The organism is Saccharicrinis aurantiacus (genome assembly GCF_001660705.2).
GTDB classification, from domain to species: Bacteria; Bacteroidota; Bacteroidia; order Bacteroidales; family Marinilabiliaceae; genus Saccharicrinis; species Saccharicrinis aurantiacus.
Map to the genome: position 1 here is coordinate 109,393 of NZ_LYBV02000007.1, position 19,830 is coordinate 129,222.

General features: G+C 35.4%; 13 protein-coding genes. 10 read left to right on the forward strand and 3 right to left on the reverse strand.

All coding sequences use genetic code 11. The features are described 5' to 3' along the window. Nucleotides 1-32 precede the first annotated feature (32 nt). Both A8B35_RS03055 and A8B35_RS03060 read right to left on the reverse strand, forming a co-directional pair. Nucleotides 33-2,990, reverse strand: a complete 2,958-nt coding sequence (locus A8B35_RS03055) for a PQQ-binding-like beta-propeller repeat protein (RefSeq protein WP_075601941.1) — start codon at nucleotides 2,988-2,990, stop codon at nucleotides 33-35. Between the two features lie 50 nt (nucleotides 2,991-3,040). After that, nucleotides 3,041-4,162 carry a T9SS type A sorting domain-containing protein gene (locus A8B35_RS03060; protein ID WP_075601942.1) on the reverse strand — a complete coding sequence of 374 codons (1,122 nt, stop codon included), beginning with the start codon at nucleotides 4,160-4,162 and terminating at the stop codon, nucleotides 3,041-3,043. A gap of 257 nt (nucleotides 4,163-4,419) precedes the next feature. On the opposite strand from A8B35_RS03060, the gene A8B35_RS03065 reads away from it, so the two are divergent. Beyond that, a complete protein-coding gene (locus A8B35_RS03065; protein ID WP_075601943.1) occupies nucleotides 4,420-4,854 on the forward strand; it encodes a DUF1801 domain-containing protein in 435 nt (144 codons plus the stop codon). Between the two features lie 163 nt (nucleotides 4,855-5,017). Here A8B35_RS03065 and A8B35_RS03070 read toward each other — a convergent pair whose 3' ends face one another. Next, entirely contained in the window at nucleotides 5,018-5,377 is a 360-nt protein-coding gene (locus A8B35_RS03070; RefSeq protein WP_075601944.1) for a MotA/TolQ/ExbB proton channel family protein, read from the reverse strand. Between the two features lie 159 nt (nucleotides 5,378-5,536). On the opposite strand from A8B35_RS03070, the gene A8B35_RS03075 reads away from it, so the two are divergent. The 9 genes from A8B35_RS03075 (at nucleotide 5,537) to A8B35_RS03115 (ending at nucleotide 19,752) form a co-directional block, all read left to right on the forward strand. After that, the gene (locus A8B35_RS03075) at nucleotides 5,537-6,304 is read left to right on the forward strand and encodes a LytR/AlgR family response regulator transcription factor (protein WP_075601945.1); all 768 of its coding nucleotides are present in this window, start codon (nucleotides 5,537-5,539) and stop codon (nucleotides 6,302-6,304) included. 353 nt (nucleotides 6,305-6,657) lie between these two features. Continuing rightward, a complete protein-coding gene (locus tag A8B35_RS03080) occupies nucleotides 6,658-7,980 on the forward strand; it encodes a hypothetical protein (protein WP_139314791.1) in 1,323 nt (440 codons plus the stop codon). A 191-nt stretch (nucleotides 7,981-8,171) separates the two neighbouring features. Further along, nucleotides 8,172-9,191: a DUF1254 domain-containing protein gene (locus A8B35_RS03085; RefSeq protein WP_083634285.1), complete on the forward strand. Its 1,020-nt coding sequence runs from the start codon at nucleotides 8,172-8,174 to the stop codon at nucleotides 9,189-9,191. 302 nt (nucleotides 9,192-9,493) lie between these two features. Then, complete coding sequence (locus tag A8B35_RS03090) at nucleotides 9,494-10,009, forward strand: hypothetical protein (protein ID WP_075601947.1); 516 nt, start codon at nucleotides 9,494-9,496, stop codon at nucleotides 10,007-10,009. Nucleotides 10,010-10,050: 41 nt separating this feature from the next. Next, nucleotides 10,051-10,896, forward strand: coding sequence for a patatin-like phospholipase family protein (locus A8B35_RS03095; protein WP_075601948.1), 846 nt, complete (start codon nucleotides 10,051-10,053; stop codon nucleotides 10,894-10,896). A 146-nt stretch (nucleotides 10,897-11,042) separates the two neighbouring features. Continuing rightward, on the forward strand, nucleotides 11,043-13,451 hold the full coding sequence (locus tag A8B35_RS03100) for a glycoside hydrolase family 2 TIM barrel-domain containing protein (RefSeq protein ID WP_139314792.1): 2,409 nt from the start codon (nucleotides 11,043-11,045) through the stop codon (nucleotides 13,449-13,451). 164 nt (nucleotides 13,452-13,615) lie between these two features. After that, nucleotides 13,616-14,605: a family 43 glycosylhydrolase gene (locus A8B35_RS03105; RefSeq protein ID WP_075601949.1), complete on the forward strand. Its 990-nt coding sequence runs from the start codon at nucleotides 13,616-13,618 to the stop codon at nucleotides 14,603-14,605. Next, on the forward strand, nucleotides 14,550-15,500 hold the full coding sequence (locus tag A8B35_RS03110) for an alpha/beta hydrolase family protein (RefSeq protein WP_139314793.1): 951 nt from the start codon (nucleotides 14,550-14,552) through the stop codon (nucleotides 15,498-15,500). The genes A8B35_RS03105 and A8B35_RS03110 overlap by 56 nt, the downstream gene beginning before the upstream one ends. A gap of 103 nt (nucleotides 15,501-15,603) precedes the next feature. Continuing rightward, nucleotides 15,604-19,752, forward strand: a complete 4,149-nt coding sequence (locus A8B35_RS03115) for a hybrid sensor histidine kinase/response regulator transcription factor (RefSeq protein ID WP_075601950.1) — start codon at nucleotides 15,604-15,606, stop codon at nucleotides 19,750-19,752. The last annotated feature ends 78 nt before the right edge of the window (nucleotides 19,753-19,830 follow it).

Genomic DNA, 19,830 nt, shown 5'->3' on the forward strand with positions numbered 1-19,830 from the left:
GCTTCCTTTTTATGTTTTGTGTTGTTTTGTATTTATAATTCAGTATCTAATTCTATATCAATAAACCTAAACCAACCGCACGGTACTTCTACTTCTACAGAACCAGATGAGGCTGAGAACGTTTCGTTATTTAAAATATCTGTCATGGCTACTGGAGTAACTGTATGAAAGTTTACCTTAATTTTTCTGTCGTTTGGATTAATGTAACCGGCATCCACTAGCGTTAAGCGTAATTGTTTTGGACCTACTTGCGCAACAACCCAGGCTACATTGTCACCAGATATGGTTAAAGGTAGCTTTTCAGCGCCCTTTTCAATTTCAGACTTCACAACTTCGTAATAGGTATCTGCCGAAGATAAGGTCGATCCAGTTTCGGATAAGTAATCAATACCATTTGTGATGTACTCATTCATTATATCCTTATAAATGGGATGAAGATTGTCTGCCATTTTTCCTCGTGGGGCATCGGCATCAGCCAAGGGACCATTTTGAACGGGCGTTATTAATACAGTACCATTGTGGTATTGCGGAATAAAGTTTTGGCGACGATCTTTGGCTCCAGAGGCGTAACTTGAGAAATCCCAAGGAGTAACAGGAGCGCCCATCCACGATCCATTTAAATGACTAAATACGGCCGGATGATTCTCTTCATACTCTTTGTCGTAAAAAGTATTCCACTTGTTATTTTCACCTTGATGAATATAGTGTTCATCGGGTTCATGTATGCTAATATGAACAGGCGAAATACTTAATATTTCATCTCTACGTGGCACATAAAGAGCACCTTTCCAAACTAACTCCCAAGCCAGAGTTTGATGCTCAGGATTAGCATAGGTAACATTTAAAAAGCTTGAACCATTGGCCATACTATATACCATTGTTCTTAAAAAGTGATTGTTTAATCTTTGGTACGAAAACTGGCGACTTCTGTCAAAGCTAGGGTTATCTCTAGAGCAGCGCATGCCCCAATTGTCAACCGAACCTGAAGCCCAAAGGCCCATTCGGCCCACAATACTCATATCTTGTGTTTTATCAGTAGTTTCTTCTAATCCGGTTGTAAAAACCGATGAATATTCGCCCGATACTAATCTAGACCATGCAGGAAGATATACGGCACCTTGCCAAAATATATCTTTATTACGAATAAAAATATTAGAGTTATTAGTGAGTGCGTGCTCAGCTAATGGATACAAATGATCATCCATAACTTGTATAAAGTCAGTGCTCGATCCATTCATTTCAGGATAAATCATCACTGTTTTTTTGCCATCATCAGCCGTTCCGTAATCCATTACTTTTTTTAAGGTTTCGGGGCCATAGTACAAAGGGTCGTTACCATGTCCTCCCCAGAAAGAAACGCCAGGATTTCCTGCGAAACCAGGTGTGATTAAATCAAGAATTTCCGACTCAGTAAGTACATAGTCTATACGTGCATCTCTTTTATTTAGGTAGGTTTCATTATCAGCATAAATGATGGCATGGTCCCAATCATCTTTATCTTGAGCCTGATTTTTATGCCAGTAATAATCTAAAAAAATAGGGTTGTCGTTGTTCTCACTGGCTTTAATTTTTTGGGCTACCGGGTCATCAGAACCTTCTAAACAATAAACGGTGTTACTATTTTTTTGATAAGATGGTTTTTCAAATGCAGCGAGGTTTGCACGGCATATGCCTTCGTTCTCATATATTTTAGCAATTTTACCCGGAGGTGATAATTTACTAAATTCATCTTTCCAGTTTTCATACTTTGTATCAATAATGTGTATGGCACTGCCGCCATCCTGACTACTGGCAAGAATAAGTCTATCTTCGCTATCCTTCCAAATATCATTGTAACAATGAAAACCAAATATTTTCTCTTCCTTACTCTCATCTAAATCAGAGGGTAATAGAACCATGTATGATCCTGTTAAAGTCAAGTATTGATAACTATCGCCATCAGGGATTGTGATACCTTGACTTACTCTATATGATGTCGTACCTATTTTGGTTAGTGTATGTCTGTGCGAATCTTCTGTTGATAAGTTTATGCGTGTTATGGATTGGCTCGAAAGCCCTGATGTACCCAATAACACTTCGTAATTACCATCCTTATCCGGATCTTCAACACGTACCTCACCAATTACTGTAGCAGCATTTACATCTGTTATAGATTTGTAAGGCATGGCGACTAAGGGTTTAAATAAGTATAAGTGACCATTATTTTGCATATGGTTATTGCTTGCATGCATCAACAAATCATCTGAGCCATCGGCTTGTGGAATAGGACGTAAAAAGTTGGCATAATGGTAATAGTTATCGGGGGCATTATTTCCCCAAGCTTTAATTTGTGAGTAATCGTTAGATGGCAAAGTTTGCACTAATTCTCCTGTGGCAGATAGGTAATAACAGTTGGTATCAAAATTTCCGCAAACAACATAGGGTGTTAATGCAGCATCTTTAACCACACAAACGGCATACATAGGCGTTAAATGTTGGGTGTCGTATGGTTTAAACTGCCATAATTCTTTACCCGAACTATTTAAACAATAAACCTTACCATTGGCACTGGCTACAAGTACCTCGTCTTTATTGTCGCCATTTATATCGGCACACCATATATCATGGTTCATTATACCATCTCCTACATTGTTCTTCCATAGAATGGCTCCGCTGTAATCTATTGCCAACACCGTACCGTCGTAATCTGTAGCTATAATAACTTCGGTGTCATCATAATCAGCGGTACGTACTTTCATAACAGTATGTAGTTCTGTATCTAAACTCAGAATTGCTTTTGATTCAAAAGTTAACTCGTCGCCAATTTTATAAGTTAAACTAAAGGAGCCATTATCATTTTTATCTGAAGTATGCGACCATAGGTTTGCATCCTTACTGCTCCATTGGTCCTCGTCGTTATCGAAGGTGTAACTATGTTTTACTTGTGCATTGGCAAAAAGCATACACACAGCAGCTAAAACAGTAAATATCGATTTTATATGTATTGTCATTTTTCTATTTTTTCTAAAAGAGTTGCTTATTTTCTTACTTAAATATAGTGTTAGCGCACATTAACTTTTTTAACAACGCTATCCTTATCTGATTTAACTTGAAGTAAATACATACCTTGTTTTAAATCGGATACATTGATGCGATGCCTTGTTGATGTGGTGCTTGTTGCTTTAAGTAACTGACCATGCAGGTTATACAGTTTAACAGATGCTTCTTGGTCTGACTCAATGCTTAATAAATCCCTTACCGGATTTGGATAAACCCTTACATTCAGCTTGGCAATGGTTTCGGTACTCAACGGTTCTTCATATTCAAACAATATCTCATCAATATAAAATGCGCCTTTTCCTCCTCCATAATCAGGATGATTACTTACAAAAACGGAAAAGGTAGCATTGTCAATATCCTTATCTACAATAAGCTCTTGAGTTAGTTCTGCCCACTGATTTGATTCAAGGTCTTTTATTTCCCATTCGTTTGTAAGCCATGGCTTATCAATTTGAGTGTAAAATTTAGAGATGCTTGTATTATCCTCAGTAAGTACTTTTACAGTCATGTTATAAACGCCTTGTGGCAAACTCAATTTAGCATCATCAATGGTTTTAATGCTCGAATTTAACGGCATATATTCTGGATCCACAATTTCTTCTCCTTCGCCCCAAATTTGTATTTCGTCAATATAAAATGTGCCTTTCCCTCCGTAATTAGTTTTTACCGATATTACAGATTCTGCATCAATAGCATCTTCAGTAAGCGTTAGTGTTTTGCTTACTTCTACCCATTCTTCTCTTTTTAAGGATGAAAGGTCAATTGTATGATTACTCCAGGGTTCTTTCAAGGCAAAATCAAAAGCCGTAACTTCAGCATTAGCCTCAATCCATACTTTCATTTTAAGAGTATAGGTACCCGCTTCTAAGCTTATGCTACTGCCATTTTTGCCACCGTGTGCTTTTTTCGGATCGGTAATGGCCGATTCACTGCTATATTTTAGCGAATAGATAGTGCCATCAGCCGCTCTTTCAGTGCTGATATTCCATTCGCTATGTTGTATCCAAAATGCGGTACCTCCATCCTCAAAACCATAAAAATCAGAGGAAAGAAAGTTGATTTGTGCTGCGTTCAATAAGCTTGAGGCTGCATGAAAAATAATAAAGAAGTAAATTTGTTTCATAAGATGTGTAAAGAGTGTTTTATCATGTAAAAATAGGTTTAACATTCGTTTGCATTTATCTCGTAAATAAATAGACTATACTTCACAGTAAATTCTTCAAATTGTTGTAGGTGTCTTTTCCTTTACTTAAGGGCATTGTGTCAGAGTTTGATGATGTATGCGGTAGGTGCATCTAGTAAAAGGTAAAACCATCTGTTTAGATTACTTGTTATTTAAGTTGATGAGCACAGTAAGGATGTGCTAAAAAAAACAAGTTTATGGGCAATTTTAAATTGAAAACAGACCCAAAAGTAGAAGCCGTTTATGCTAACTATCCTGATTTTGTTAGGGATAAAATGCAATACCTGCGCCAATTGGTAATAGAAACTGCTGAAGAAACAGCAGAGGTTTTGGTTTTAGAAGAAACTTTAAAATGGGGCGAGCCTAGTTTTGTTACTAAAAGCGGTAGTACTTTACGAATGGACTGGAAGGAAAAAACACCTGAGCAATATGCAATGTATTTTCAATGTACCAGTAGATTAGTGGATACATTTAGGTTAGTTTTTGATCGTACATTTCAATATGAAGGAAAGCGAGCTATTGTTTTTCAATTAAATCAGGACATACCAGCATTAGAATTGAAAGAATGTATTAAGGCTGCTCTCATCTATCACAAGGTAAAGGATTTGATTACATTAGGGATTCGATTGTAAAGGAACGATATTCATGTTAACATGAAGGAAAACAATGCCAATACAGTTAGTTGATTATTGGCATTTAGCATGAGCGATAACCAAAGCCAAAATGCCAATATGTTTATTAAAAATCCGCTTCTTAATTTTGTGGGTGCTGTAGGTTTTGTTTTACACCGTTTCGTTATGCTTTAATAGAATTAAACCATTTGCAAACCGAATAAGTGATTAACGAAACCACATACACCACCATTCCATACATGGTTGGTATCATGGATACTTTTATTCCGCCATACATCACCTTAGGTTCTACGCTGCCTACCTCGCCCAAGTAACTAAATGCCTGATGAAGACCAATTACTTGTCCCAGTATACCTATTGTAAGCGCTATTAGTCCGAATATTTTAATCAAACTTAGTTTTTCATCAACCTTATCTTGAGGTTTTAGTAGGAGCATATATGCACCTGCACCAATAATAATTAATAGCATAATAGTTAGGGCCGACATAAACAGTGTTCCTCCTGTAAAAAATAATTCTTTCATGTTTTAAAATTAAATGATTAATACTGAAACAAAGTAAGGCGATGTGTGTATTTTTAGCAATGTCGAAAACTGTTGTTCAGGTGTTGTATCCGTATTGTAGCCCTTTGTTTAAGCCATTTTATATATTTTAGCCCCAGAAATTAACAAAACAAACTATCAATGATTAAAAAAATTAAAGGCTTAAAATACCATATAATATTTTGGACCGTAGTTATTATTTCAATTTCCTTTTTGTTCGGACATTCGTGGGGAAATGTATTTGCCGCATTTTGTTATGTTGCCATTTTATCGCCAATAGTTATAGCGGTGGTATATTTCTTTAATTTTTATTTAGTGCCGCGTTATTTGCTTACCCGAAAATATCTTAAATTCTCGGTATACAGCACTGTTACCATTGCCATATCTTTGTTGTTAGAGTCATACCTTATTTTGTTTTCGTTTATTTGGTTGGCAAACTTCAACTTTCATAACATAGCGCCAAATGCTTCAGATACCATGCTATTGTTCGCAGTTTTGTATCTGTTTGTTTTTGCAGTTGCTTCATTTTTATTGTACAAGCAGCTATCCAATGCTACTAAAGTTATTGATCAACAAAAATCAGAGAAGAAAAAAGAGAGTAAGGCTTTAATAGAGATTGTTAGCAATAGAAAGAAGGTTAATGTGGCTTACGCCGATATCTTCTATATTGAAAGTTTGAGCGATTACATTGTTTTGCATACTAAAGGGGGGGAATTAAAAAGTAAGGAACGCATCAGTAAAATTGAAGCCCGTTTACCTAAGTTTTTTGTGCGTATTCATCGTGCCTTTATTGTAAATAATAATCATATAACTAAATATTCTTCTGACGAACTTATTGTTAATAATGATGCAGTATTGCCTATTGGCCGAAGTTTTAAACAGAATGTAAAGTCTCTTTTTGCAAGTTGATAATTAAGCTACTGCTAATAGAAGTTTTTTTCTAAAGAAATCCAGTAACCCTTTTTAGACAAAAAACTCTATATCTCGAGTAGGGAAGGCTCACCCTCGGTACGGACGGTTCCAACATAGTACGGATGTTCTTAAACCTTGTGCGGGTGGCTTTATCTCTGTATTTTACCCAATAACATTTAGTTTAGCATCAATATAAATAGAACATAAGCGCCTGAACATAAAATTAAATTAACTATTTTCATCGTCTAAAACCAACTACAGCCTTAAGTATATATTGACATTGCAGGTTTGTGTGCAGAACATATGGTAGTTTTGTTTAGGGAGGTAGTTATGAAAAATTACAAACTAAAATGAACATGAAAATTAGTATTTATTTGTCATTATATATGTTAGCGCTGTTTACATCTTGTAAGAAAGAAGCAAAAAAATTGCCTTTACCTGATGAAATTACTTTATCTCAGCACAATATTTCTTTGTTACCCAAAGATGATTTGCAATTAAATATTCTTAATTCGAATGATTACCCAGTCAATTGGAATATCAAAAAAGGAAAGGGATTAATTGATAATATGGGTAAATATACTGCGCCCGAAGATGTTAATGATCATACCTTAGTTGAGGTTTGGCTAAAGGATCACCCAAATATATATGATAGTTGTTGGATATCAACGGTAAAGAATAATGCCGACACTTATATAAAAGATTTAGATTTTATAAAACATAACTCTATTGATGGTGCATCTTCGTGTTTAATTGATGAAAATACAATCGCTTTTGCTCTATACGAACGAATGGGTTATTCATCTTTTAATATTTTTTTCCTTGATGAAAAGGCATCTTTTAAAAGGTCGCTAAATTTTGGATATGGATCTTGTAAGAAAATTAAATATGATGAAAATAAGATTATAGCTATCGGCGCTTCTGGTATTAGCCTTGATACAGCCATGATAATTAAAACAAGTGCTAAGGGAGAACTTAGTTGGCAGACTAAATTAAATGGTTTTGAACCAAATGATTTTGCAATCACTAAAGATAAAAAATACCTAGTGATTGTTGATAACAGCATCTTATTTAAGGTTAATGAGATGGGTGTAGTTGAATGGGAAAAGCAGTTTGAAGAACCAACGGTATATTATGCAAATTCATTTATACAAATAACAGAATCTGGAGATATATTAATAGTCCGTTGTGCCTGGTTAGATCATCAATACGAAACAAAATTATATAAGTTAAATTCTAAAGGAGAACGTCTTGGATATGATTTACTAACAAAAAATTTAGATTGTACCGATTTTAAAATAGACAGTAATGGTGACGTTTATTTAAGTGGACATGGGCTTGGATCTGAACATGGATGGAATTACTATTTACTAAAATTAGATTCAAATTTTAATACAGTATATGAGAAAAGTTACGGAATGTCGAGTTTTGATTCTTGCAGTGAAATGGTGTTTGTTAATGAGGAGCTAGTTTTAATTGGATGGACTGGCAGTGATAATGTTGCAATTTGCAAAGTTAAAAAGAATGGGGAACTAGTATACTGGAAAGAATATATTGAAGGGTACGCTCATTCTGCAGTAGTAACAAAAGAATTGAATATTCAGATGTTTTGTAATAATAGATCAGATGTTAGAGTTATAAGGACAGATATGTATGGTAATATTAAACCATAACATTGCATAACGCATAAATTTCCAAGTTTGGTTCATATTATTAATGTCGTCAAAACTTTTGTTTCGGCTAAACAAAAGAATAAATTTATAGTTTAAACAAAAGCTTCTGTTAATTTGGGTTTTAGAGCTCTAGCTTTTCAAATTCGCTTACGAACCGTTATAATCATTAACTAATATAAAACTAAAACTTTATGAAAAAATTGAATCAATTACTATTTGTAATTTTCATCTCAGTGTTAATTACATCTTGTCAATCTTCTAAAAAAGATAAAAAAGTATCAACTGAATCATCTCCAACAATTGTTACTGAGGATAATTTCCCGCAGGCATACACAAACATGCGTCTTGGCGCAGTTCTGAAAAAAGCAGGAGCAATCAATACTTTTTTCGAGATGCCTGTACCGCCAAGTATTCCTGAACAACAATTTGTTGTTAGAATGAATCGAGATACTTACTATTCAGTATCCGTTATAGATATGTCGAGTGATAGTGTTTTTGTTACTATTCCTGAAACTGACAAATATGTGTCTCTTCAAATTTGTGATGAGAATCACGAGACTCAGCCAATGATCTATGGCTCTGGTAGGCATAAAATCACCGCTAAAACTACTCACGCTTTTGTGATTGTTCGTGCTCTTGAAGATGCTGCAAGGCGCAATTTGATTATTGAAGCAGGCAGTGCTACTCCGTTTGTGGTAAAAGAATGGGATATGGAATCGTTTAAAAAAATAGACAAAGCTGGGAATCTAGACTTTAGTGATGGCTATGATCAATCTAAAGCATTTGGAAATGCTGAGAGTGGACAAACGGCCTACATGAACTACGTTGGATGTGCCGGAGGCTGGGGTGGCGCTATGGTTGAGGATAATATTTATCAAACGAGTCCATATTTCGAAGCCGATGGATGTTACGAAATGACTTTCGTTGATCCGAAAGATTTATCATTTTGGTCAGCTACAGTTTACAATGCCGATGGACGAATGTTCAATGATGTAGCGAATATCTCAAGTGAAATGAATCCAACTAAAAACGCAGACGGAACCATTACCTTGCGTTTTGGGTGTGATGGACAAGCCAATAATATTCCAATTAGAGAAGGAAATAAAACCGGAAAGTTTAACGTGTTAATGCGTCATTATAACCCGAGTAAGGAAGTGAGTAATAAAGAACCAGGTTATGATGCTACTAAATTTATTAAGCGAGTTAAATAAATAATCGTTGAGAATTTAATTAGTTGGGGTGATTTGCAGCTTTATCGAGTTATGTACACTTCTCAATTAGAATAAAGCCTCTAATGGTTAGTATAAAAGGTATACAAACGCCCTTTACACTAACCATTAGTATTTTTACACTTATCGATTAGCCAAAGGTTGGAAAATGGAAAAGATATTTCGAATCGATAAATAACCCTTTCAAAAGGAAACCTAAAAACTTGATTAGGTTTGTTGATAATGGGATTTAAACATTAGCATGTAAAAAAAGTATTTTTCAATTTAGACTCTAATTATAAGTAATGGAACAAGCAATAACACAAAACTCTAAAAAGTTCTTTAGGACTCTTTCACTAATACATTTAGCCATGCTAATAGGGCAAGTTGTTTTCTTAGTCATTGTCCTTAATTTAAAATTAACAAGCGGAAAAGTAAGTACAGGAGCCTTATCTGCACCATTTTCTTATATAGTTGCAGGCTTAACAGTTAGTTGTATAATCGTCTGCAAAATTGTTTATGCAGTTAAACTAAAACAAGCGCAATCTAAAGAAGCTATTACTGAGAAAATGGCCATTTTTCAAAGCGCCAATATTATTAGGTTTGCCTTGTATGAAGGCCCTTCATTATTTTCAATAGTAGTATTTCTTTTAACAGGAGAATTGTATTTTTTAATATTCACAAGTATACTTTTACTGTTTTTTATTTTTTCAAAACCATCTCGCCAGAAGACTATTGATGTTTTGGATTTAAATCAAGATGAAATTGTAATGATTTATAATGATGATGCAATAATATTTGAAGCGCAAACAGGTAAATAGGGATGCGATATATAGTAATACATACTCTGTAAAAAAACATCATGAAGCAAAAAACAGCTTTAATTCTTGAAGGAGGCGGAACGCGCGGTATGTTCACTGCCGGTATACTTGAATCCTTCTTGAATAAGAATATTAATTTCGATGCGGTTTATGGTGTTTCTGCAGGCGTTACCTATGGAGCATCGTTTGTATCGCAGCAAAAGAATCGTAACCTTAATATTAACCAATATATTGGCGATAAGCGATACAGTGGTTTAAAACACTTATTACTTTCGGGTTCTTATCTAGCTTGGGATTTTGTATTGGGTGAATTGGCACACGAAATTTATCCCTTCGATTACGAGGCATTTCGTAAATCTACAGATTTGTATGTGGGCATTAGTAACTGTAATAGTGGCAATGCTGAATTTGTTAAGACAAACCACCTGAGTAAACATGATATTCGTAAGGTGATACAAGCCAGTGTTTCTTTACCATTATTAACTCCAATAGTAACTTATCAAGGTCAGCCATATTTAGATGGTGGATTGGCCGATGCTATCCCTTTTGAACAAGCCTTAAAAGACGGCGCCTATAAACTTGTGGTAATTGTAACACAGCCCAAAGGTTACTTAAAGAAGGATATTCAGTTTAAAAAAATCTTCAAATGGAAATACAGGAAGTATCCCAAGGTATACGAAATGTTAGTCAGTAGAGCAAGCCGTTATAATCAATCCTTACAGCGACTAAATGAATTAGAGCAGCAAGGAAAAGCATTTGTTATTTATCCGAAGGAGGAATTAAATGTTAGCCGAATTGAAAAAGATCCAAACAAAACGGAAGCAATTTACCACGAGGCTATGCAATACAGTAAAGAGCTTTTGCCCCTTTTACAAGATTGGATGTAAATTACAATCCTGTAAAGAGAATAGGCTACTTACCATAAATAGAACATAAATTGTTTTACCAGTTGTGACACATCATTTACTAAAAGGCACGTCTTATCAGCTTTAATAATACAACTTCGAAGCTGAATAAACAGATCTATTATAAAATGATAAGAATACGAAATTTTCAGGTGCTTATATTGCTGATGTTTGCACATTTAGGGATTGCACAAGATTCAATTAGAGTAAAAGAAAGTTTTAACAACGATTGGTTATTTATGCTAGGGGATAGTGTAGATTATGCAGGCCATGATTTTGAAGATGCCAATTGGCGTAAACTTACCCTGCCGCACGATTGGAGTATTGAAGGAGCTTTTAGTGCCGATAACTCAGGCCGAAATGCTTTCTTGCCAGGTGGTATTGCATGGTATCGAAAGCACTTTATATTACCTAATACTTATAAAGGTAAGCACATTGAAATTCAATTTGATGGTGTTTATAAAAATGCTTCTATCTGGATTAATAACACCCCTGTGGGGACTCATCATGATGGTTATACCAGTTTTTATTACGATGTAACAGAACTTTTAAAACATGGCGAAAGTAATACAATAGCTGTTCGTGTTGATAATTCTATACAGCCAAACTGTCGTTGGTATACCGGTTCAGGAATTCATCGTAATGTGTGGTTAACAGTTACTAATAATACGCATGTGGCAAATTGGGGTACATACATCACAAGCCCCCAGGTTTCCAAAAATAAGGCAAGTATCCAAATTGAAACTTCACTCGAAAATATGGATGAGGGTAAAACATTTCAGTTAGAAACGGTTATTTACAATCCTCAAGGGGTTGAAGTATCACGTTCAAGTTCTGAAATTGAAATGGGGCGCTACTGTAAAAAGGATTTTACTCAGACTTTAAGTGTTGCTGTGCCTCAGTTATGGTCTGTTCAAAACCCTGTATTATATGCTGCAAAGTCTTTTATAAAGCAGAACGGAAATGTATTGGATGTGTACGAAAGTACCTTTGGAATTCGTACGCTTGTTTTCGATGCTGAAAAAGGATTCTTTTTAAACGGCGAAAACATTAAAATGAAGGGGGTTTGTTTACATCACGATGGTGGTCCATTGGGAGCTGTTGTTCCGGATGCGGTTTGGGAGCGTAGATTGCAAACACTAAAAGATATAGGTTGCAATGCAATTCGTACGGCGCATAATCCATCGTCATCTGAATTTCTTGATTTATGTGATAGAATGGGTTTTCTGGTAATGAATGAGTTTGTTGATAAATGGGATAAATTGTACCGCAAGAAATCCGATCCAGGATTTAAATTTTACAATGTGCCTATGGCAGATCCAAACTTTAGCTTAGAATGGAAAAGTCTTTTTGCAGAAACCATTCGTAGAGATAGAAATCATCCCTCTGTTATAATTTGGAGCGTAGGTAACGAGAATCATTCACCAGGCACCTTGGGTCAGAAAAACGGACTGCGTAATTATGCTTCTTTCGTAAGGTCGATGGATCCAACTCGCCCAGTTATTTCTGGTATGGAACGAGGTAAAGATTTGCCAGTAGTACAAAAGGTTTCTGATATTATAGAAACGTGTACTTATATGGATTTAATTGCACTGAATTACGGAGAACAGTGGTGTAAATTAATTGATGCACAAAAGCCAGGGAAGCCATATGTTAGCACGGAGAGTTATACGTATTTTAATAGTGAACTTGAGAAACGTTTTGCAAATATTGAGCGAAGCCCTTGGATTGATGTTTTAGAAAATAACAACAACATGGGTTTATTCCTTTGGGTAGGTATCGATTATTTAGGCGAATCGCGCACGTTTCCTAAAACAGGTTCCAACTCGGGTTTATTGGATATGGCAGGCTTCCGTAAAAATCCATCCTATTTATATGAGGCTTTTTGGAGCGATAAACCCATGGTGCATATTAAAGTTTACGAAGGTGATGCAGATGACTTCTCTACTTCCGGACGATGGGGCTGGCCTCCAATGAATGAGCATTGGAATTATAATGAGGGCGATAAACTAGATGTGGTTAACTATACCAATTGCGAATCTGTAAACTTATATCTGAACAACAAACTCATAGGCAATCAAAAGTTGGCAGATATTCCAAATTGGATTATGAAATGGCGTAAACTTAATTATCAATCAGGAACTCTTAAAGCTGTAGGTATCATTGATGGAAAAGAAGTTTGTGAGCATACTATAAAAACAGCAAAAGAGCCTCAACGAATAAATATTAAGCTGGATAAACAAAAATTAGTACCAGATGATATTATTCATGTGGAATTACAATTGACCGATAAAAAAGGGAATGCCGTAAGAAATTCTGAAAAAGACCTGCATTTTGCGGTATTGGGTGCCGGAGAAATAATTGGTATCCACAATGGAGATGTAGAATGTGTTGAGCCCAATAGTAATATTTCATCGCGATCTACTCATCTAGGGCGATGTTTATTAATTATTAAAACCAATAATAATTCAAATCAACTAGCAGTTGAAGTTAGTGGCGATGGTCTTAAGTCAAATTCAATAAAAATAGCAAAGTAGAGCATTAAATAGGATCAGGGTGCTGTTAATATAGTTAGGAGTTATTTTAAGTGAGATCAGACATTTTATCCCCTAAATAGTCAATATTTAATTACCTCTGTACTTTTTCATTTCAGTACCTTCGACCTTTGTTTTTTAATACAAAACCGATAAAAATAAAATAAATGAAACGCATTTTAAATCTTTTAAGTTTATTAGTTGTAGCCGCATTAGCCACAGCTCAAAACCCTTTTGTTACGCATAAATTTACGGCGGATCCTTCGGCACGTGTATTCAACGGTCGCTTGTATGTATACTCATCACATGATAGAGATGATGCCAAGTATTTTGATATGGAAGATTGGGCTTGTTTCTCAACTACCGATATGGTAAATTGGACAGATCATGGTAAAATATTCTCTTTAGATGATATTTCGTGGGCCGATAAATGGGCTTGGGCGCCAGATTGTATTGAGCGTAATGGTAAATATTATTTTTATTACCCAGTTGAACGCAAGAAAATAGGTGTGGCTGTTGCTGATAAGCCCGAAGGTCCTTTTAAAGATGCTCTTGGTAAGCCCTTAGTTGATGGTATTGCCGAACCTTTTGCAGGAGCTGAGCCAATTGATCCAACTATTTTAATAGATGATGATGGGCAAGCCTATATGTATTTTGGTTGCAGAGAGGCACGTGTAGTAAAGCTTAAAAAGAATATGATTAAGCGCGATGGTAAACTTCAGGAACTTAAAATATACGATAAGGAAGGAAACCGCTTATTATGGCGCGAACCCAAAGAAGGAGAGCCGAATATACAAGCTAGTAATGGTGGCGATGGTGTTTATGGCGAAGGACCTTGGATTCTGAAAAAAGACGGAAAATACCTTTTGATTTATGCAAACGGTTGGGCCAAGGATGCCACTATGGTTTACGCAAGTGCAGACAATCCAATGGGGCCATTTACCTACGAAGGAAAAGTAATGCAGTCGGTTAGTTCAGGTACATCACATGGTTCAATTGTGGAGTATAAAGGACAATGGTATGTGTTTTACCACACTAAAGATAATTCAGATAGTAATTTCAAACGTTCTATTTGTGTAGATAAATTAGAGTGGGATGAAAATGGAAAGATTATTCCTGTTTCGCCAACAAGAGAAGGAGTATCAAAAATTAACTAAATATATGGAGATAAAACGAATAGTATTCGTCGTAGCTGTAGTTATAGGAACTTGCTTAACAAGCATTGCCCAAATACTTACAGTGCCTGAAATGGAACCTGATAAACCAGCTGCAGGAAAGCGGGTAAAGGTTATTCCGCCAGAATATGAAAATACCGATGTATACTATTCTATTTATCTACCGTCAATTTATAAAGTGGGAAATCAGTATCCTGTTATAGTTGAATATACAGGAAACTATTTTCCACCAACAGCTTCAACAGGCGAAGTAAAAGATGCCAATTTGGCTTATGCTCTCGCTGAGGAGTTAGGTGCCATCTGGATAGTTTTACCTTATGTTGAGAAAGGTCAATCTATCCTAAAATGGTGGGGCAATGAAGAAGAAACTATTAATTATGCCCTAACAAATATACCACGTGTGTGTAAAGAATACGGTGGAAATGAGGATCAAATTTTTATTTGTGGGTTTTCACGTGGAGCTATAGCGGTTAACTACCTAGGTTTATACAATGATGAAATCGCAGAATTATGGTGTGGTTTCTTTTCTCATGATCATTATGATGGACAGCAAGAGTGGCGGGGTAAAGAATGGGGATCTCCATTAAAAGAATACCGTGCCCAAGCAAAAATGCGTATGAAGCGCATGAATGGACGCCCTGCTTTAATTAGTAGTAATGGTTTTGATAATGATACCCCATCTAAAGAAGAGCAATACATTATTGAAAATAATTTAGATCAATATGGAACACTATCTTTTATAAAAGTGCCCATTCCTCAGCTTGTTGATGATTTTCCCAATGAAGAAATTCCTCATGCTCATACCGATAAATGGATGCTTTATAATTCCTCTTATAAAGAGGAGGTTATTTCATGGTTTAAAAAGTATATCAAATAAGTCCTCTATATAGTTCACTAGCGTTATTAACATCCATTAAGAATTAGCCTAGATAATTAATATTCTTTCATTATGTTTGCGTTTCAACTCAATAAAAAATGCAATGAGGGATAAGTATTTTCTAGCCGCCTTATTAATCCTATCTTTTTCAATTCAGCTTATTGCCAAAACTAAAGAGCTGGTTCCAACAACCCAGCTTACCATTAGTAATGGCTTGTCGCACAATGGCGTTTCTTCTTTACTTGAAGACTCACGTGGCTTTATTTGGATTGGAACCTTCGAAGGCCTAAATAAGTACGATGGCTATAAATTTACTACCTATAAAAACACCATACATAATAAGTTATTAACAAGTAACCGAGTTAGAACCTTAGCCGAAGATGAACAAGGCAACATATTAATAGGGAGCGATGAAGGTTTAATGATGTTTGATTACGATACAAGTTCCTTTAAAAATATTTATACAAACAAGAAGAAGGGGAACAAATTAAACGGACCTATAATTCGAAGGATCATAATTAATCCAAATTCCGATCATATAATATGCACTACTGAAAAATCGGGGATATTACTTTTCGATAAATCGTATAATTTCATCAAGCAATATAGCCCCTTAGGAGTTGAAGATACCAAACAAGCATTGTTTCATAGTGGTATAGCATTAGATGCGGATAATTACGTAATCACCTGTAACAAGGGCTTGTTTTTATTTAATGTTAAAACCGAAAAGTTTACTCGAGTTCTAGGCGAGATTGTTCGGAATTCCTATGACTTAGTAAAATATGATAATAAGCTTATTGTAAGTTCAATGAGTGGGGTTTTTATTATGTCGTTTATTGAGGAATCTGGTTCCTATCAATTTAAATTTAAATCAAAGGCGTTTTCAGATTATCAATTGAACTTTTTATCTATTGATAAAGTTGGGAACTTATGGATGAGTGGATTAAGTCAGGGAATTATTCATGTTAAGAATTGCTCAAATTTCACGCAAGGCCTACCTTATCAGATATCACGCTTTAAGCCAAAAAATAGTTTGTTGCGGATGAGTCAAATATTGCCCAATACAAGTTATGGTTGTTGGGCTGCTTCGTATAATAAAGGATTGTATCGTTTTAATTTACAAGAGAATCCATTTCACCTATACAATACCGAAGTAAAAGATAAGTATGGACTAAAGGCCAATAATGTTACTAGTGTTGCTAGGTTGGATCAAAATAGAATCTTTTTAACAGCAAGTAGAGGAGGATTGGCCCTATTTAATGTAAAACGAAATCGTTTTGAACCATTACCTTTTGCCATTTCAGAAAAAGAAAGTAAAACCATAACCTCAGTTTACGTAGATTCAAGAAGGGATATTTGGCTTAAGTTTAACAATAAGCGAGGATTCTGCAGAGTAAGGCATAATAGTAAAGAATTAGAGCAAGTAAAGTGTAAAGATGGTAGTGTTATTCCATCAAGTTATAGGGTTTATGATTTTCAAGAGGACCGGAGAGGTCATATTTGGTTTGTATCAATGGAGGGTACTTTTCGAATATCAGTAAACCGAAAAGGAACCGTAATTGAGGTAGAAAGCATTAGTGATAATCCCGTATTTAAAGATGTAGATTTAGGCAGATCGCGTGCTTTATATATGGATCCGCATTATGATTTTTTATGGATAGGTACGCATACTAATGGAATTATTAGAGTGGATGTTTCTACACAGAGAAAGGTATCAAAACTGAAGATGAAGCAGTTTAAACCAGAGCCTAATAATCCAAATTCTTTAAGTAGTGCTTTTGTTTCTTCTTTTGTACGATTGCCCAACAAAGAATTTTGGGTAGGTACCGAAGGAGGTGGTGTTTGTAAAGTTATAGATAGTGAAACAGAGGCTACCTTTGTGCCTTACACCGAAAAAAATGGCTTATCAAACAACGTAGTAAAATCTATATTGTATGATGCCGAATACAACCTGTGGATTGCTACCAATATAGGCCTAAATAAGTTTGATACTAAAGATAGATACTTTCGCAAATTTAATGTTTCTGATGGATTGCCATTCGAAGATTTTTGGTATGCATCAGATGTACTTGATAACGGATTGATGTTATTCTCAGGTATGCAGGGTTTGTGTTATTTTAAGCCTTCCGAAATTCCGCAGGAAGATAATCTGCCCAAGCTAGAACTCACTAATATTAAAATATTAAACCAAGATATTCATCGTGGAGATACAATTAACGATAGAGTTTTATTTGACCAGCCTTTAAACAAGCTAAATACGATAGAATTAAAAGATAATGAGAACTTTTTTTCATTTGAATTTACATCGTTACACTTCTCAAATTTTGAGAATTATCATATAAAATACCAATTATCACCTGTAAACGATGAGTGGGTGGAGGTTCCGTCTAATCAACGTCAGATATCTTACAGTGCCTTGCCTGCTGGAGATTATATACTGCGAGTGTCTGCCTCAAATACAATGGGTTTATGGACAGATCCGATTGAATTAAATATAAAAGTATTGCCTCCGTTTTGGAAATCAAATTTGGCTTTAATGCTTTATTTTGTAGTGTTTACTTTAATATTTATTGTGGTTTTTGTTTATGCTAAAAGGCTTCAGTCGCTCAAACATAATCTTGAGCTAGAGCAGTTTGAAAAAGATAAGGTAAAAGAGGTGAATACCGCTAAATTGCAATTCTTCTCAAATATATCGCATGAAATTAAAACACCGCTTACCTTAATTTCGGGGCCGATAGATATTTTGGTGAAACGATTTCAAGGCAAGCAAGATATTGCTGATAAACTAGTTTTAGTGCAGCGTCAGGCCAAAAAGATTTCGCAGTTGGTTGATCAGGTGCATGATTTTCAGCGTTCTGATGCCAATCAGCTAATTATGAACTCTAAGAAATTTGAGTTTAATACATTTATCCATGGGGTGCTAAAAGACTTTGAGTTTATGGCCACAAGCAACCAAAAGGTGCTGAAAGCAAAAGGTCCTAAAAATGAAGTTACTGTATTTGCAGATCAGGATAAGCTGGAGAAAATTTTTAATAACCTACTAAATAACGCTTTTAAGTTTACTAAAAGCGAGGATGAAATAACCATCGAATATAGGGTAGAGGGTAAAAGATTAATAGTGGCGGTTACCGATACTGGTAAAGGAATACATGCGGATGATGTGCCATTTATTTTTGAGCGTTTTTTCCAATCTCGTAAAGAGAATTCTGAATATACCGGAGGCTCAGGTATAGGCTTAGCTTTTTCAAAGCGATTGGCAGCTATGCACTATGGCGATATCTCGGTAACCAGTACCTTAGGTGAAGGAACCTCCTTTGTAGTTGACTTGCCTATTGTGAGTGATGCACTTGAGCAGGGCTATTTAGAGGCTGAGGAAGAAATTATTTATGAGGATAAACAAGCAGAACTCAAGGAAAGTAAACTTGATTTGGTAGATGTTTCAAACATAAAATTAGAAGCAGATTTATCTGATATTACAGTATTTTTTGCTGAAGATAATGTTGATATGCGCGACTTTGTTGTAGATGTGTTATCGCATTTCTTTATTGTAAAAGGTTTTGAAAATGGTCAGGCCTGTTTAGATGCCATGAAGAGCGAGTGGCCTGATATTGTGGTTAGTGATGTGCTAATGCCCGAGATGAATGGTTTTGATTTATGTAAAAATATTAAGTCGGATATAAAAACGAGCCATATCCCGGTCATCCTGTTAACAGCAAGCACTGCCATGGAAGATCAAATAAAGGGGATTAAAAATGGAGCTGATTCGTACATTAAGAAACCATTTAATGCACAGCATTTAGTATCTCGCATCGAATCGTTATTAAAAAATAGGAAACAACTACGTGAGCGTTTTCAAATTGATTTTCCGCTTACGCTTAAAAAAGAAGAAGGTACCGATTCAAATGATCAAATATTTCTTGAGAAACTCTATGGCCTATTTGAAAAGAACTTGGATAATCAAGATTTGGATTTGAATTCGTTTGCCAAGGAGCTTTATCTGAATAGAACTCATTTTTACCAAAAGGTGAAGGCCTTAACAGATAGTACTCCGTTTGAGATGATGAAGAAATACAGGATTTCTAAAGCAGCAGAATTTTTGGTGCAACAAGGTTTATCGGTTAACGAGGTTTATATAATGACTGGCTTTAAAAGCCGTGCGCACTTTAGTAAATTATTTAAGGAACGTTATGGAGTAACTCCTGGTAAATATGCATCAGAAGCGGCTAAAAAGTATACTGATAATCCGGAGTAAAGAACAGTTTATCTTATAAAAAAGGCAGAGAGACGCTTCAAGTCTTTCTGCCTTTTTTGTTTAATTATAAGTTACTAA

What these genes read in the sequence shown, in the direction of transcription:
- A8B35_RS03055 (WP_075601941.1), bottom strand. Translation starts at nt 2,990, where the DNA reads ATGACAATACATATAAAATCGATATTTACTGTTTTAGCTGCTGTGTGT.
- A8B35_RS03060 (WP_075601942.1), bottom strand. Translation starts at nt 4,162, where the DNA reads ATGAAACAAATTTACTTCTTTATTATTTTTCATGCAGCCTCAAGCTTA.
- A8B35_RS03065 (WP_075601943.1), top strand. Translation starts at nt 4,420, where the DNA reads ATGGGCAATTTTAAATTGAAAACAGACCCAAAAGTAGAAGCCGTTTAT.
- A8B35_RS03070 (WP_075601944.1), bottom strand. Translation starts at nt 5,377, where the DNA reads ATGAAAGAATTATTTTTTACAGGAGGAACACTGTTTATGTCGGCCCTA.
- A8B35_RS03075 (WP_075601945.1), top strand. Translation starts at nt 5,537, where the DNA reads ATGATTAAAAAAATTAAAGGCTTAAAATACCATATAATATTTTGGACC.
- A8B35_RS03080 (WP_139314791.1), top strand. Translation starts at nt 6,658, where the DNA reads ATGAACATGAAAATTAGTATTTATTTGTCATTATATATGTTAGCGCTG.
- A8B35_RS03085 (WP_083634285.1), top strand. Translation starts at nt 8,172, where the DNA reads ATGAAAAAATTGAATCAATTACTATTTGTAATTTTCATCTCAGTGTTA.
- A8B35_RS03090 (WP_075601947.1), top strand. Translation starts at nt 9,494, where the DNA reads ATGGAACAAGCAATAACACAAAACTCTAAAAAGTTCTTTAGGACTCTT.
- A8B35_RS03095 (WP_075601948.1), top strand. Translation starts at nt 10,051, where the DNA reads ATGAAGCAAAAAACAGCTTTAATTCTTGAAGGAGGCGGAACGCGCGGT.
- A8B35_RS03100 (WP_139314792.1), top strand. Translation starts at nt 11,043, where the DNA reads ATGATAAGAATACGAAATTTTCAGGTGCTTATATTGCTGATGTTTGCA.
- A8B35_RS03105 (WP_075601949.1), top strand. Translation starts at nt 13,616, where the DNA reads ATGAAACGCATTTTAAATCTTTTAAGTTTATTAGTTGTAGCCGCATTA.
- A8B35_RS03110 (WP_139314793.1), top strand. Translation starts at nt 14,550, where the DNA reads ATGGAAAGATTATTCCTGTTTCGCCAACAAGAGAAGGAGTATCAAAAA.
- A8B35_RS03115 (WP_075601950.1), top strand. Translation starts at nt 15,604, where the DNA reads ATGAGGGATAAGTATTTTCTAGCCGCCTTATTAATCCTATCTTTTTCA.